14 protein-coding genes are annotated in these 15880 nt (G+C 32.8%); 8 read left to right on the plus strand and 6 right to left on the minus strand.

Features of this window, described 5'->3' with window-relative positions; genetic code table 11:
* Window positions 1-434: 434 nt before the first annotated feature.
* The 4 genes from F1Z66_RS14825 (at window position 435) to F1Z66_RS14840 (ending at window position 5149) form a co-directional block, all read left to right on the plus strand.
* Window positions 435-908 (plus strand): VOC family protein, encoded by a 474-nt coding sequence (locus F1Z66_RS14825; RefSeq protein ID WP_149864407.1) that lies wholly within the window; start codon window positions 435-437, stop codon window positions 906-908.
* 212 nt (window positions 909-1120) lie between these two features.
* Window positions 1121-2743 (plus strand): MFS transporter, encoded by a 1623-nt coding sequence (locus F1Z66_RS14830; RefSeq protein WP_149864408.1) that lies wholly within the window; start codon window positions 1121-1123, stop codon window positions 2741-2743.
* A 607-nt stretch (window positions 2744-3350) separates the two neighbouring features.
* The gene (locus tag F1Z66_RS14835; RefSeq protein ID WP_159357686.1) at window positions 3351-4127 is read left to right on the plus strand and encodes a hypothetical protein; all 777 of its coding nucleotides are present in this window, start codon (window positions 3351-3353) and stop codon (window positions 4125-4127) included.
* Window positions 4128-4930: 803 nt separating this feature from the next.
* On the plus strand, window positions 4931-5149 hold the full coding sequence (locus F1Z66_RS14840) for a sporulation protein Cse60 (protein ID WP_149864410.1): 219 nt from the start codon (window positions 4931-4933) through the stop codon (window positions 5147-5149).
* 168 nt (window positions 5150-5317) lie between these two features.
* Here the strand turns inward: F1Z66_RS14840 and F1Z66_RS14845 are convergent, their stop codons facing one another.
* Window positions 5318-5521 carry a hypothetical protein gene (locus F1Z66_RS14845; protein WP_149864411.1) on the minus strand — a complete coding sequence of 68 codons (204 nt, stop codon included), beginning with the start codon at window positions 5519-5521 and terminating at the stop codon, window positions 5318-5320.
* Between the two features lie 502 nt (window positions 5522-6023).
* Between F1Z66_RS14845 and F1Z66_RS14850 the strand changes: the two genes are divergently transcribed.
* A complete protein-coding gene (locus F1Z66_RS14850; protein WP_149864412.1) occupies window positions 6024-6884 on the plus strand; it encodes a sensor histidine kinase in 861 nt (286 codons plus the stop codon).
* A gap of 174 nt (window positions 6885-7058) precedes the next feature.
* Here F1Z66_RS14850 and F1Z66_RS14855 read toward each other — a convergent pair whose 3' ends face one another.
* The 4 genes from F1Z66_RS14855 to F1Z66_RS14870 form a co-directional block, all read right to left on the minus strand.
* Window positions 7059-7769 (minus strand): hypothetical protein, encoded by a 711-nt coding sequence (locus F1Z66_RS14855; RefSeq protein ID WP_149864413.1) that lies wholly within the window; start codon window positions 7767-7769, stop codon window positions 7059-7061.
* Window positions 7770-7852: 83 nt separating this feature from the next.
* On the minus strand, window positions 7853-8059 hold the full coding sequence (locus F1Z66_RS14860) for a hypothetical protein (protein WP_159357687.1): 207 nt from the start codon (window positions 8057-8059) through the stop codon (window positions 7853-7855).
* On the minus strand, window positions 8050-8808 hold the full coding sequence (locus F1Z66_RS14865) for a Vgb family protein (protein WP_149864415.1): 759 nt from the start codon (window positions 8806-8808) through the stop codon (window positions 8050-8052). The genes F1Z66_RS14860 and F1Z66_RS14865 overlap by 10 nt, the downstream gene beginning before the upstream one ends.
* A 418-nt stretch (window positions 8809-9226) precedes the next feature.
* On the minus strand, window positions 9227-10699 hold the full coding sequence (locus F1Z66_RS14870) for a glucose/sorbosone family PQQ-dependent dehydrogenase (protein WP_149864416.1): 1473 nt from the start codon (window positions 10697-10699) through the stop codon (window positions 9227-9229).
* A gap of 311 nt (window positions 10700-11010) precedes the next feature.
* Between F1Z66_RS14870 and F1Z66_RS14875 the strand changes: the two genes are divergently transcribed.
* Window positions 11011-11784, plus strand: a complete 774-nt coding sequence (locus F1Z66_RS14875) for a ZIP family metal transporter (RefSeq protein WP_149864417.1) — start codon at window positions 11011-11013, stop codon at window positions 11782-11784.
* A 669-nt stretch (window positions 11785-12453) separates the two neighbouring features.
* Window positions 12454-12639 (plus strand): hypothetical protein, encoded by a 186-nt coding sequence (locus F1Z66_RS14880; protein WP_149864418.1) that lies wholly within the window; start codon window positions 12454-12456, stop codon window positions 12637-12639.
* Between the two features lie 590 nt (window positions 12640-13229).
* On the opposite strand, the gene F1Z66_RS14885 is transcribed toward F1Z66_RS14880, so the two are convergent.
* Entirely contained in the window at window positions 13230-13706 is a 477-nt protein-coding gene (locus tag F1Z66_RS14885) for a VOC family protein (RefSeq protein ID WP_149864419.1), read from the minus strand.
* Window positions 13707-14979: 1273 nt separating this feature from the next.
* On the opposite strand from F1Z66_RS14885, the gene F1Z66_RS14890 reads away from it, so the two are divergent.
* Window positions 14980-15267, plus strand: a complete 288-nt coding sequence (locus F1Z66_RS14890) for a hypothetical protein (protein WP_149864420.1) — start codon at window positions 14980-14982, stop codon at window positions 15265-15267.
* Window positions 15268-15880 lie beyond the last annotated feature (613 nt).

Here is a 15880-nt window from a genome sequence, read left to right on the forward strand (position 1 = left end):
AAAAGAAGTGCAAGAGCCAATAGGTCCAACCCAGCTAGATTGAAAAGCAAACAATTTAAAAGATATTAGAATAAATAATTATCAGATTTTTGAGTGAGTACTAAATATAATACCACATTGTATTTTACTATCACAACAGAATTTTAATTATAAAGATTTATTTAGTATTTTGAGTATAATGATAATAGTTCCTGCAGTTACTAATATGTATATACATATAGCAAGATTGAGAGACACTGTTCAAAATCCAACTGATATGCCCACATACAATAAATCACATTAGCTTTGGCCATATCCAAGTACACATGATATGTAATATGCAGTGTAAACTAGTCTTACATAGATATACATCCTAATAATCAATTTTTATATGCATAATGAGTTAAAACAAATTGACAAGCTACAATAAATTCTACTATATATAAAGTCATGTTATGACAGAAGTAAAAAAGATTCCAGAAGGATTTCAGAATATTACACCAATGTTAGTTGTAAAGGATGGGCTGAAGGCAATTGAATATTATAAAAAAGTATTTGGTGCAATTGACAAGGGAACGATGATGATGCCTGATAACAAATCGGTAGCCCATGCTACTTTAGAGATTGGCAATTCTAAGATTATGCTCTCAGATGAATTTCCAGAAATGAAATCTTTGTCACCTGAAAGTGTTGGTGGAACCCCAGTTTCATTGTATTTATATGTAGAAAATGTAGATAAAACATTTAATCTTGCAATTTCTGAAGGGGCAACATCTTTGGACCCAGTTGTAGATCAATTTTGGGGAGATAGACATGGAGCTATAAAAGATCCATTCGGACATATCTGGTCAATAGCGACCCATGTTAAGGATCTCACTAGAGAGGAAATGAAAAAGGCAGCTGAAGAAGCATTTTCAAAAATCAAGTGATTGAGCTTATTTATCATCTTGTTTGTAAATTATAAATCCATTTATTTTGTTTTTTTGAAACTGTATCCACAACACCATACTTTGAGATTTGAACCCATGGTTACAGCGTTAGTTACCTTTAATATGATTGAAACAAACCTTTTATGTTGTAAAAACATGGACTCATCGATAGAGAACCTAATTGACGCCATCAATTTTGAGATTTGTCAAATATGAATGAAGTCAATAAAACCAACTACAATCATGGGATTGATAGAAAGCGTACTGATTGGAAGATTATACTTGGGATTCTTAGTTGCCTAGGTCTTGTTGTGATGTTTGATGAGACTATGATATTACCTGCAATTCCAGACTTTATCCGTGAATTTAATATTTCTTATAGCACAGCTACCTGGATTTTATCTGCTTATATAATTTCTGGGGCAGTTATGACTCCTATTGCCGGCAAGTTATCTGACATCTATGGGAAGAAAAGGATTTTGCTAATCATAATGGCAGTCTATGCAGTTGGTATAATATCAGGAAGATTTGCTACAGGTATAGAGCTTATGATTATTTCTAGATTAGCTCAGGGAATCGGTTTGGCCATGTTTCCAATCGCATTTGCCATTATAAGAGATTTGCTGCCAGAGAAAAAACTAGCTATAGGTCAGACTATTTTTGGTTCGACATTCTCTGGAGGTGCCATCGTCGGTGTAATAGTTGGGGCAATCATAATCCAAAACTATGGTTGGCAAGCTACTTTTTTTTCCATATTTCCATTCGCCATTTCTTTGTGGTTCATAATATGGAGATTCATTAAGCTTGATGAAAATAATGTACAGATAAAAATTACAACCAAAGATACTAATAATGACAGTTTTAGGTCAAAGGATAGCAAAAACAAAATAGAAAACGAAACTAAGGACATTGAAATGGACTCTTCAACCACTAGTTCAATCAATCTATCTAATATTCAAAAAATGGATTTGAAAGGAACCATTGTTTTGGCATTGACCGTGGTTTCATTCCTTGCGGGAATTACCATGTTAGAAAACAAAGATGCGGATTCAGATTTGGTTATTGGATGCCTCTTCTTGGTTTCTGCAATTTCAATAGTCGGATTTATATCAATTGAAAGGAAAGCTAGTTTGCCATTACTTGACCTCAAATTGATGAAAAACCGCTTGTTCATAACGCCTATTATCATACTAATGTTTGTTTCAATGTCGATCTTTATGGTTTATCAAACAATCCCTTTAATGGTAAGAACTCCTCCTCCACTTGGATTTGGTGGAGATGCAATTGATTCTGCAAACATTCAACTTCCCTTTATGATCGTTTTGTTTATAGGAACCATTCTTTCAGGATTTTTGCTTAACAAAATAGGAAATATTCGACTACTTGGATTTGGTACTGCAATAAGCACCTTTGGATTCCTATTCCTATTGATGTTACATTCCACAGAATTATCAGTTTCAATCGGACTCACCATCATAGCATGTGGTATTGCTTTGTCAATGGCAGGTGTTTTTAACGTAATTCTACTTTCAGTTCCCATACAAGTAACAGGGATTGCCTTAGGAATGACGATGCTTTTAAATTTGATAGGAATGTCTGTTGGTCCAGCTTTAGCAGGCGTATATCAACAAATGAATCAGGCAGCAATTCACGGAATTAACGGACTTTATCCAACCACAAATGCATACTATATGATATTCTTGACTGCACTTGTATTATCATCTATCTCTCTCGTTATGACGATTCTAATCTCAAGAGAAAATAAGAAAAAAATTATTAACGAAATCCCTATAATAAAGAAACACCAAAAATCCAAGGACAGAGAAGGAGATTAACCCAGTCCTTTTATCAGTTATGGTTTGAATTCAGGGCCACCCAAAAAAAATGCAATTAGAAACAGTATTTATCCATAAAGCCGATCTTTTTGAACCCATACAATTGAGGAAAACATTTGTAATCAATAGCCCAAAATATTTACAGCAGAGTTGCGCCGGAATTTACGACATTTCTGTAATAATAAAGATAATCCAAGGATATAGACGACCATCGCAAATCATAATTACTTGTGCTCATTACCACAGAAAAGAGATTGTAGAATTTATTTTCTATATACAAATGCTGAAAAAAAATAGATTTTTGGTTGACAGGGTTATTTATAGGAATGATGGGATTAGGGTTAAGATAATATTTTTAAATTTTAAGATCATGGTTTTTTTAACACTCTTGTAATAATTATCAGGTATTGGTCCAGTCAATTATTAAATGAAAATAAAGATATAACAATCAGATAGAGCAATTATTTGTTATAATATTGGACGTAATTCAAACACCAAGTAATTTCTTGACCTTTGAGAAAAATCTTGTAATAGGTCTAGTTGTTCATGGGCCCCATAAATGTAAGTAATATATGTAGGATACAAAGACAAATTGTCTTGGCATAATATGAATTACAAATTTTCCATGAAGTTCATATTAGCCTCATTTATCCTAACACAAATCCTTTCTTTCTCATTTTTGTTTACTGGTTTCCTATACGCATACAATGTTTCAAATATTATATCAGCCGGAATTGTGGTATTCTTATTGCTAATCTTTTTGTTAAAGACTACAGTATCATCAAGAATTACTTATAATCCACAAATCCTTCTTTTGATATCATTAGTTTCATGGTGTATTGCGGAGACATTTTTTGGATATTATGAAGGTATTCTTAAAATAGATCCCTATCCCTCCATTGCTGATTTGTTTTATATTGTAGGATCTATTTTTTTTGTATTGTTTGTCGTCTCCATGAATATATCATACAAAATAGAACTGGCAATTATTACCAGTTTTATAGTTACATTCTCTTTAATAGTATTCTATGTAGTATATCTTGCAGTTTTCATTTTTGAGATCTATAATTATAGTGGTAGTCTATTTGATTTAATACTACTATTTGTATATCCAATAGTTGATTTGTTATTAATGACCGGTGCAATTGCGTATTATTTTAGAGGAAGATCAATTTCTCTAAACAAGGAGCACATTCATTGGATTTTCATATCTTTGTTTGCACTTTTTTCTCTAGTTGCAGATATAACTTTTGGATATAACAATCTTCTCAATAATGAAAGCAATGATATATTTTCTGATTTCTGTTTTAATATGGCGTATATGGTACTAGGGGTTGCCATACTAATCAGAATGTATTATATAAATTCTCCCAAAAATTACTAGATTGTGGTTAGAGCAATCTCTTGTCTTATCTGACTGCTGGAATTTTTTTGTACTGAGAATATGCCTCTTTTACTCCCTATTTTCAAATTAGCAGAGACTACAATTACCTAATCAGATACCAATAGATTTTCAACTATCTTACTAACCTTATCCCCAGTGTCAATATTCTTCACCATGATAAGGAATCAGCCTGCCAGATCATCTATGTTCTATACAATAGTATCAAATCAAGGATTAGAGGCCTGACGACAAGAAATCAGTCGTCTGAATAAATAAGACTTTTGAACACATTATTAATTCAAATAGGAATAATATGTTATAACTACCACAGCCACTAGGCAATTGATGTTGGTTTTGCTCTGGATTTATATTCTCTTCTTTCCTGTCCATATTGTCAACGTGGTCCTGTATTGTTGCATCTAAATCCTTTTTATTTCAGGACCAGTAGGAGAACTAATATCATTGCGGTTTTGGTGGATTGAGTAGTAAATTTTACACGAGTTCAGAATTACTCTTAAAAAAGATTTCAATATTCAATGCATTTATTTTGTGTTAATAAAATGAAACAGCATCAATAAAAACGAATTAATGTAATGAGTGAGACTAATTAGGCTAAAGGTTCATAAATTCTAGTTTAGATAATAACTCTTCAAAAAAGCTTTTGCCATATTGCTGTATAAGCTAGGTTTGAAATACTAACCTTCTGGTGGTCACTAACAACTATTCCTTGTAAAAGGACGCTTTAATTTTTAGAATTCAGGTGTACATATATAGGTTATAATAAATCATATAAAATCAACAGTATGACAAGAGTCAAGAGTTATGATAATCAACATTTGTCCGACCTTGAAAAAAATATTAATGAATTTCTTAAAAAGGAAGATGTAAAACGGTTAATTGATATCAAGTTTACTGCCATTAGTAAAAATGACGTTGACAAATATGCTGCTTTAATTATTTATGAAGTAGAAGAAGAAGAAAATAGCAATCCAGTTAAAGAAGATCCTCAAATTTATGAATAAGTTTGTTTTATTATTAATTATTATTAATTATTATTATTATTATTACATTAGTTTTCATTTTCTTTAGATTAGCATTAGCATCCCTAGAAGAGTCATACAAATTACTCCATTTGTTTTGTTTACCACACATTAAACCTGAAATTAATATGCCAGCTATAGAACCAGGAGTTATCCGTTACCTAAATCCTCGGTACAAATAAAGACGTTATTGCTATTTTCGTTTCCTTTATTTTTATTGCATATTGGATTAAATCCGATAAAAGCTGGTGAGTCCACAGGCTCCATTACTTGACCAGACCATTTGAACGGAATATCTTCAATTAGAAAACGACGTTTTGTCCAGTTTATTAGCCTCGAAGGTCTTGTTTTCATATCATTTTCATTTTCAGTTTTATACCTTTTCCACCAACAATCAACGATTATGTTTAAAGAGTGATTCTGTATCGATTAGGTTTCTTGGGTTGTATTATTTGAAAATTTTATCAATATTCTGTCGAGCATGGAGAGTCAAATCCGTTCCTCCTACTCACAGGTTCATCCAATAATTTAACACGATATTTTATCTACCAATGCCTCCCAAGTAAAATCTGCTATTTTTAGGAATACTAAATTATGTCGTTATGTTATGATTTTAAGTGCTTTAATAGCTAATTTATTATTTATTTAAAGTTTTCATACAAATGTATGTTGATTAACCATAACGGCGTCTGAAATGAAGGGAAAAAAAGGTCTAGCTATAAAAGATCTGCTTGAAATAAAGACTGGAGAGTTACTTGCCAAAACTGAAGAGTTGTAAGAAGCAGCTGATGCTCTTCGTCTTTCACATCTTGATGCCACAAAAAGAATAACGGAATTAAGAAAAACAAAAAAAGACTTGTCAGACGTCGAACATAATCTTGTTGTAACCACTGATAAACTAGCCGAATCTAATCAAAAACTAATAGAAATGAATGATGAATTGATCGAGACCAATAAAAATCTCATCATGGCTAACGAACAGATTAAGGATTTAACAATGAACCAAAAAGAGTTTATCGATGTTGCAGCTCACGAACTTAGGACTCCAACTCAAGCAATATTAGGATACAGTGATTTGTTGTTATTGTCTGCACAGCAAACTAATGTCGGATATATTAAACTTATAATGAAAAATGCAAATCGAATTAAAAGATTAATATCCAATATATTAGACATGGCAAGAATAGATAATCTTGCCCTCAAATTACATAAAGAGCTATTTAGTTTACCCGACTTGATATCTACAGTTGTGTATGATTTTAGAAATCAGATTAAAATCAACAAAAAAAATTTAGACATAATATTTGATACTGTATCTAGTTCTTTTGAAGAAAAAAACAAAGACATTCTTATAAAAGCAGATAAAGATAGGATTGCTCAAGTATTAAACAACCTTGTAGAAAATGCAGTTAATTCTACCGACAATGGTAAGATAGTCATCACTATTGCTTTAAACCAAAAAAACACAGACTCAGAAAATCCCAATCATAGAAAAGAGATAATTGTTAAAATAAAAGATTCGGGTAAGGGTTTAGATGCAAACTTATATGCCAGAGTTTTCTCAAAATTCTTTACCACATCAGAGGGCAGTGGCACAGGATTGGGCCTCTATATTTGCAAAGCCATTATTGAAGCACATGAAGGTAATATATGGATTGAAAGTAACAAAGATAAAAAAGGAATATCATTATTATTTAGTCTGCCATCAAGTGATTAAAATATTTCTGGTGCAATAATAGAATAGGTCGAATCTTTTAGATGCAGTAAGTAGAGGTATGAATTGTAAATGTTTTTTAGATTTAGTAGTGCCCATGTCAGCATCACGTTCATAACTCATTCTCTACTGACAGGAGTGATGAAAATAGAAAAAGTAATAGATGTCTGTAATATACTAAATTACATACAAATCAATTACTTTCGAGTAGGTTATTTCATCATTATATCTTGCACTAACTGTTAGGGTGTAGTTTCCAGGAACTACAGTTTCAGTGGGACTCAAGTACAAAGTAGTTTTGAGCGGCTCTAATGATGACACAAAGGCATTGGATGCTGAAAATACAGATTTGTCAAATTTGTTGGTAATATTCCATAACTGACCATTTTTGGCTATTGAAGATGTTGCAAACATAGTAGTATTGAATAATTTATCTGTGCCCCCGAAAGTGGAGAAACTGTTTGAACTGTTTAAATTGCTTTTGTATACAAACACATCTACAGAATCACCAACGTTTGTCTTTGTATCAACAATTACCTCTTCTTTTGAGGTAGAAAGTAAAATGGGTATTTTGGCCATTTTTTCCCTTGAAACAAGTCCAATTTTATTTTCAGTCCATTCTGTAAACCATACAGAACCACTCTGATCAATTGCGAATTTAAGTGGATTAGATGTGTTACCCCAATCCATATTTCTTGTGGGTATATGATATTCAATCAATGTCTTTTTCTTGATGTCGAATTGAGCTATTGCACTTCCATCATGTTCATTGAACCATATTTTACCATCATAATATTGATTGTAATAAGGTAGAGTCGCGGTATTCCTAGTTGATGCGGGTGAGGTTGCGTATTGCTTTGTTTGATTTGTCTGAGGATCTAGTACCATAAAAAGATTGGATGTATGATCGTTTGTCCAGACTCTACCTTCATCATCTTGAGCAATGCTAATTCGAAGGCTTTTTGTCTTATTTAGATCAAGACGGTAAAGGTTTGAGTTTTCATATTAAATCTGACTATCTGTCCACCATAAGGGAATTCTACTGTGGATAGCCACATAGTATCAATATCGTACTTTTTTCCAGTATCGTCTGATGCGACTCGAACACCAAGATTCCCAGGTGTATCCCCTAAAATACTTCCATTAGATTCATTCCCTCTGTTATGACTTAAACCCATTGAAGATGGTCCCATTGTTTCAAAATTGATACTTTTGCCCAAATCAATTTCTCTAATTCCTTTGTTGTATTGTTTTTAACCTCATCAGGGTCTAAAAATGCAAGTTTCTTTCCAAAAACATTGGTAAACCATACATTACCATCCGGATCAAATGTTAGAGACAAAGGATATGATGAATCTGTAGGTGAGATGTATTTTTCAAACTTATCTTGTTTCACAAGATATTTCCATACAGAACTGCTTTGTTCATCGGTAAACCAAAGATCGCCGTTTTTGTCAAACTTGAGATCCCATATCATTGATCCAAACATAGTTTTAGGGTTCCAGTTTGGGATTGATATATTCTTTATGAATGTCTTTGTCGACGGATCAAACACCAAAAAACGTCCTATCCAGTTTGCGGCAATCCAAATGTTGTTGCTATTATCTACTGTTAACCCAACCGGTTGGCTGCATGGAAATGGGAGGACAAACTCTGTTATAAAATCATTGGAATTTGCCCTGCCATCCCCACAGACATATTTTTTGTCCTTTTCTGCCACTGGCTTTATAGCCGCTTTTTTATCTAATGGATTTGATAAAGCATCGTTCTCTTCTGTTACTGGAAAAATATTGTCAAATGACTTATTTACGTTGATAAATCCATTGAAGAAATTATTGTTTGTAAATAAGTAGTTAACGAAAACGTAAGTTAAAATGACTATAACAACAGTTATTGAAACGATTGAGTATCTAAAATAATTCTTCATTGAACATTTTCTGATTTATTATAATATTGCTAATTTGATAACCTTTATCAAAATTTATCAAAATTTATCAAAATTTATGAAAGTTATTCCGATTATTTATAATAAAGATAGTTACAAATACTCTCTACAATTGAGTATTTGTGAGTTTTATTTAACGACTTGCATATAACTGAAAGGCACGTCTCATAGAAATCATCCCATCCACTCTAAAAGGTTTGAGCATGTGACAATAATTAATATGAATGTGATTGTCACACGACCTGATAATCATAAACAAGAGAGAGAAAGATAATTTATTATCACCTTCAGTTAAAAGAAGAAATTAAAACGATTTAGGAGAATCAAAGCAGGTTTTTTGATTCTCACTATTTAAGGGTAATTAAACCCAGTATAAGGCGATCTATGGCTTTCAATTGGATTACTTTGTTTTGTCTTCATATTTAAAGACCAGGATTGATCCCGGATTCCAAAGGTTGGTGGTCGCACCTCCACCAATAGCTTGAGCAGGGCCTGAAGAGTCAGTAATGACATATAAAGTACTACCGTCTGGACTAAAGGCTAAATCTCTATAACGATTCTCAGAATGGAATAGTTCTACAGGCTCCTTACTCAATGAAGTACCATTTTTGTCTAGTGAAAGTTGAAATATCTTACCTGCTTTTAATGTGGTCATTAGCAATGTTCCATTCCAACCAGGAATATAGTCCGATGTATACAAATCCAAGCTAGATGGAGCCACGGTTGGATTACATATATAAGCTAGTTGGCCACAGTTGTGCTCGCTGAAATTATAATCTGCAGGAACTGTGTAAAACGTTGCTACAGGAGATATAAAGTTGGCAGCATTAAAGGCCGATTCATTTGTAATGGTAACTTTATCAATTGGTGGATTCAGAGGTTCATATTTTATCTTTGGACATTCATTGCCTGCTGAAGACCAATTGATATATTGATAGGCCTGGTCGTCCTTATAGCCGGCTACATAGGGCCAACCATAATTGCCACCTGCTATAAGATGATTAACTTCATCATCTGAGTTTGGCCCATGTTCTGCAACAAAGAGATCGCCATTTGGTCCTACTACCAGACCTTGTGGATTACGATGTCCATAAGTAAAGATATGACTTTGAACTCCGTTAATCTCAGGATTATCATCGGGGATAGAACCATCAGGATTTATTCTTAATACCTTTCCCTGGTATGCAGTCCAGTTCTGATCAGCTACTTCTTCAGCTGTAGGCAGACTTTGAGCTTCAATATTTAAACAATATAAGCTAAGTTGGTTTTTACCTTGATCCCCTATTGTGTAGTAAAGTTTACCATCATTACCAAATACCATACGGCCGGAGTTGTGATCGATACTGCCCTGCAGTCCTTTAATGAGGTCTAGCGGCTTATCTATGGTCCCTGAAGCAGGATCATAAGTGAATCTAGTAATTTTTGTTAATCTCTCCAACTGATCACTTGAATCGTTATCATAGGTATAGGCTACATAGATATGATGATTATTGTTAAAATTCGGATCAAAGGCCATTCCTAAAAGACCATCTTGACCACCTGATTGATGAACTTCGGGAATGGGGATGCTGTTTACTTTGGAGCCGTTGATTGGGTCTACGATCGTGATGGTCTTGCCGACTCTCTCAGTTACCCACAATAGCCCATCCGGACCATATAAAATATTAAGTGGCTCACTAAAATTTGTTGCAAGAACACTACTGTTAAAACCATTTTGGGAAGGTATCTTTAAAGCAGTGTTGTCACTCGTAGTGTTTTCTGAATCATTGGAATTAAATAGACTACTAGGACTAATGGATGTAATACTCTGATTCTGAGCCATTGCTGGTGAAACTAAAGAAACTTCTATAGCTAGTATGGGCAGTGTAGACATTAATAGTAACACAAATACTATACGAAATACATAATTTGGACTAAATTTTGACAATAATTAATTTAAATCAATAAAGTATTTAACCAATAATCATTGATTATTTGATTATAAAATTACAACTAATGATATCTCAAATCAAATAATTTATTGTAAATAACTGAGGCAATAAAATGATAACTAATTCTATACTTTATGATCAGTAAAGAGAGAAATAAACGACACTTTTATTGGTTAAAATGGTTATTTTAGCTTAATATGGATGGTATGAATTCTTATTATATCCTTTTCTCATATGTTGATAAAACTAAGATGTGGTTTCTTATTCAATAATCGACTCGCTATACTTTGGATTTGTAGCAAGTATTCCATTACTGATTGGTTCCGTCGTTGCAATGTTTGTCAACTTTCCAAGACAAATTATTGCTTCCATAATGGCATTTGGTAGTGGAGTATTAATCGCGGCTTTGTCTTTTTCTTTAATGGAGGAAGCATTTGAACAGTCACAGTCATTAATCGCTGTCATATTGGGATTTTTGTTTGGAGGAATTTCATATACTCTGGCTAATTTTCTATTAAATAAAAGGTCAAAGGGTGAATTAAAGAAAAGAAAAAAGTCACATAGCAAAGTAGGAGGTGGAGGCAAGGAGGCCACGGGTTTGGCATTATTAGTGGGTTCAGTAATGGATAACATCCCTGAAAATATGGCTCTAGGGATATCTTTAGTTACAGGAGGAGTGGTAAATATTGTTTTGATTGCTGCCATATTCATTTCTAACTTTCCGGAAGGTTTAGCCTCTTCTTCAGGGATGTTACATAACGGTAAGAATCGTAAACATATACTCGGATTATGGTCAATAGCAGTTGTAGTAGGAACAGTGTCTACAGCAATTGGTTTTGAAATACTTTCCAAAGCAGATCCATCTATCGTATCGATAGCAATATCATTTGCCGCTGGAGCCATTTTAGTCATGTTAGCCGAATCCATGATGCCCGAAGCATATGAAGAGGGTGGTATGAAAATAGGTATAGCAACGATGATTGGTTTTGGAATGGCTTTTATTCTTGGAAAAATGGGCGGAGGTTAACGGTAGACAAGTCTTCAATTGAATCAAAATCTGTACATTCTGTAATCGTTAACACCTTATGATTATATTGATTGAATAATCTATCGTAGAAATTCTATTTTTTTCGTTTTTCAATATAACAGCGCGCGAAATCACCATAGACTCAAGTTTGGTAATGGATATACACATACATACATCAAAATTTTTTAAATTCTTCTGATTATCGTACCTAGTATTAGCATAAGACAGTCTATAGCATGACTTGTGAATCAAATAAGGATGTACAAAAAATAATTTCATATTCAGATAGTATTTGAATCCACGAGTCTAAGGAAATTATTACCCAAATATTTCCCCGTAGATTCAAAATGGAGATAAGTTTTTCTAGTCATTATTTATTCGAAATGTTTATTCAGGAAAAAAAATTCTAGAAAAGTATCTGACGACATACCTATCAAAAAAATAGGAAAACCAGTAACATTGCAAGAAGGTAACCATGGAAAAAAATTGACGATAAAGATGAATATTCGGGTTTGACCTCTAGGCTTTGTAACAGCTAACAAACATGACATAGAAATTATCAAAAAGATTTTAAAAGACCATTGTACCCAAACATTAGAAATTTCTACTAAATTTGGGATATCCCTTTCAACAGCCCATAGAAAAAGAAGATTAATTGAGGCCAAAGTTTTGAAAAAAATATACTCGCTTAACTTTCAAAAACTTGGATTGTCCTTTAGATTTGCAAATGTATTTGCAGATATTTCTGAAGATAGGATTAATGACTTTGCAAAGGCATTTTGCCCGTCCTCCTTTAGTAAAAACATGCTCAAATTATTAAAAATCAAAACACCATATCGAATGGAATTTGCATAAATGCCATATACCAGAATTTTGATGAATTATTCTTTCTGATAGATAAATTAAAGTCATATCCCTTCATAACAAACATACATTTTTCTGAACAGGAGGAAATATTGGCAGATAATTCTTTGGCTGTTGTTTTGAAGATTCTCTCTAAACATATTTAGAACTATTATCAGTTAAAATTGAGACCATTTGGAACCTACTAGTTTTTAGTTTGAAAAATGGATAATTTATGGTATGACAAGAATCTCAATTAAATACGATGTGTGTTATTAAAATACTGATGAGGCTCGAAATTGTGTTACCCGATAGATAAGATTATAGAATTTATGGACGACCATTGCTGATATATTTACAATGCAAAAACATTATTTATAATATAGAAATTATCGAATTTAGATACATCATGCAATTTCTTGGGATTTTAGTAATTTACACGCGAATTTTATTATTTCTAAAATAAAGTAATATTTTCAGCAAGTATATTTTATACAATTGTAATAGGACGAATTCAGCGGGATTAAGTTCCGTATGCCATAAGATTTTATTAAATAATACAAATCTGATATTTAGTATCGAATAGTATCTCAACCACACCGTCATTTATTTTCTCTATCATTAATCCATTCTGAATAGGGGATTACTCCAAGAGTGGGTTTTGGAGACTCATTTAACAAAGCCAAATATTCTATGAGGTGACCATCTGGATCACGAAAGTAGATAGATGCGGCTGGCATCCAGCACAATACACTTGGTTCGTCAGTTTCTTGTCCAAAGAAGGAAAGAGGAGTTATCCCATAGGATCTTAAAAGTCTGGATGCACTCAACAAATCCTCCAGAGTTACTTCATACGCCACGTGTAAAATCATCCCGAGGGGCATTGATTGAGTAGACCACAATCCAAGCATTGAGTTTTTGGCTCTACCAATCCAAAAGAAAGCGCATTGTCGCTCCGAATTTTCCAGTCCAAGATCAAGCCCAATTACATCTTTATAGAATTTAATTGATCGCTGAAGGTCGTTGACTGTAATATGAGTTTCAAACAATCCTTTAATTGGAACTGACCCTTTATTCACAGAGCGCTATGATTGAATAAATCATATGTGTGTTTTGTATTGATCTGTTAAATCTCTTCAAGGTTATTGAAACAAGATTAAAAAGTGCTGTTAAATTAACTGTAAAATCTTCTCCTCATTGGGAAGTTAGAATACAAGTATGGAAATATGAATTCTGATTCCCCAATATACCAAGAACAATCAATGCCAAGGAGATAGTCTAGTATACTGAGAATTTTATGATGGGGTAGTTAGAGTAATAGCCACCACCGGTCAATTAGACAACTAATACACAAATTAAAGCAGTAAGCTTAATTTTGAGACAGGTATTATTATATACGTCATGTTACTCTCAAGTAGTAGCTAGTGCGGTGGGAAACGTACTGAATTCGGTTTTTAATTAGACAGGCAATACTTTAGATAATTAATATATTCTTTTTCTTTATTCTGTAATGACCAATAGTTAAGAATAGACATAGAAATGATATAAAGACAAAGGGTTTTGTCCAGTTAAGTAATTTTTCCAATTATTTAACAAGAGCCACCACAAACAGTTTTTAATGCAAGTAGTAAAGTCATATGTCTGTTTCAATAGAAATTTCAAACAAAATTTATGAATTTGATTACAGAATCATTGCTCCGACTTGTTTTCAATATTAGGTGATATACCCCTGTCTGGTTAGTAAAGTGGTTGTGTAATTAGATTACGCCCAAATGTTATGTCTTGTCACTGACCTTCTATTCAATTCATAATCCATTTTTAAGGAAAAACTTTAATTATCTATAGTAATTATAACTCTTGCAACTTAGGTTGCAAACAAATGTATTAACTTTCATGCAAGTGAGGGTGGAGAGTCATCGTTGTCATTAGTGTTGCTTCCCAACTTAGATGTGCGAAGATGATCAATCCATCCCACACGTAAATTTATTTTTAGAAGTTGAAAGTATCTAAAAAAATTCAAATATTTAAAATTAATTTACGAATTATTCTAATTTTTTAATTATCAACCTATTTTTGAACATGTTAAATCAAAAACTTTTAATTCATAATTGACTTTGATAAAATTACAATTCCGTAAGGTATATTGAACAATAAATACAGGGGGAAGGAATCTCGGCTCCGGTAGTTCCAAGTCAATTCCGATATCGAGGTTTCTCCCTGTATTATTTTTAGATACTTGTATTATATATATTACAAAATGAAAATTATACTAGCCGATCCTACTCTAAGATGCTAGTATAAAAATCTGATATACCCATTATAAGGTTAACATTTACATTATAATTTACAGGTATGAATACAAGTAAAACGATACTAGCATCATGTGCAATTGTGATTGCATTTGCTTTGATTGTAGCACCGTTGGCTATCTCACAGAATGCATTGGCAGGAGGGAACCATCATCACCATCACAAAGATAAAAAAGGCAATTTCGCACAACAAATCATTTCTCAATCCCAAAAGTCAAGTCAAAGTAGCCACGTAGTTTCTGGTGGAAATACTGTTGGTTCAGGAAATAACATCAACTTACAATTCCAATCAAATTCTGGAAATAATGCACTAGCACAATCTAACGACTAACCTTTTTTTTATTTTATCCTTATTCATTAAACTCAATTTCATATTTTTAGTACCAGTTTTTGCATAGATATTCCCCTTGTAATTTTCAGATCAATTTCTTTTATGTCATTTTTTGAATCTTGATCCTACCTTGTATCGATGCATCGGCGGTCTCCATAATTGGGTTATTTCAGTAAGTTGACTATTAGTGATAATAACAATGGCCGTATTTTTTCCCCAGATTTTTTTTCAATCATCATAAGCTGTTTATCATTAACACCTACAAATGAATTGTTGATTCTCCTCTTCTACCAAATCCGTCAACCCCAAGCCAAAATACGGTCCTAAAACCTCATTTCATCAAGAAATCTAAATTTTTTAACCTTTTTCCATTTACAATATTATTTTTCTTTCCGAAGATTAAGAGTCCCAGACACCTTAAACTCTACTAATACCACCAATTTTATAGATGATCAACAATAATCTCATAAGTCAGACAGATTATTCGGCTCTGTTCAGTTAACAGGTTTTATCTTTTTGTTATGATAGTCGGCAAATAACCGTAGCCAATTCTGTACATGCTTTAACTTACAATTCTTTAACCTGCACGGAAAATAATCATCAAAGTTTTCTG

This window comes from Candidatus Nitrosocosmicus agrestis, assembly GCF_008389435.1.
GTDB classification, from domain to species: Archaea; Thermoproteota; Nitrososphaeria; order Nitrososphaerales; family Nitrososphaeraceae; genus Nitrosocosmicus; species Nitrosocosmicus agrestis.

What these genes read in the sequence shown, in the direction of transcription:
- F1Z66_RS14830 (WP_149864408.1), top strand. Translation starts at nt 1,121, where the DNA reads ATGAATGAAGTCAATAAAACCAACTACAATCATGGGATTGATAGAAAG.
- F1Z66_RS14890 (WP_149864420.1), top strand. Translation starts at nt 14,980, where the DNA reads ATGAATACAAGTAAAACGATACTAGCATCATGTGCAATTGTGATTGCA.
- F1Z66_RS14855 (WP_149864413.1), bottom strand. Translation starts at nt 7,769, where the DNA reads ATGGTACTAGATCCTCAGACAAATCAAACAAAGCAATACGCAACCTCA.
- F1Z66_RS14835 (WP_159357686.1), top strand. Translation starts at nt 3,351, where the DNA reads ATGAATTACAAATTTTCCATGAAGTTCATATTAGCCTCATTTATCCTA.
- F1Z66_RS14845 (WP_149864411.1), bottom strand. Translation starts at nt 5,521, where the DNA reads ATGAAAACAAGACCTTCGAGGCTAATAAACTGGACAAAACGTCGTTTT.
- F1Z66_RS14865 (WP_149864415.1), bottom strand. Translation starts at nt 8,808, where the DNA reads ATGAAGAATTATTTTAGATACTCAATCGTTTCAATAACTGTTGTTATA.
- F1Z66_RS14825 (WP_149864407.1), top strand. Translation starts at nt 435, where the DNA reads ATGACAGAAGTAAAAAAGATTCCAGAAGGATTTCAGAATATTACACCA.
- F1Z66_RS14870 (WP_149864416.1), bottom strand. Translation starts at nt 10,699, where the DNA reads ATGTCTACACTGCCCATACTAGCTATAGAAGTTTCTTTAGTTTCACCA.
- F1Z66_RS14840 (WP_149864410.1), top strand. Translation starts at nt 4,931, where the DNA reads ATGACAAGAGTCAAGAGTTATGATAATCAACATTTGTCCGACCTTGAA.
- F1Z66_RS14860 (WP_159357687.1), bottom strand. Translation starts at nt 8,059, where the DNA reads ATGGGTTTAAGTCATAACAGAGGGAATGAATCTAATGGAAGTATTTTA.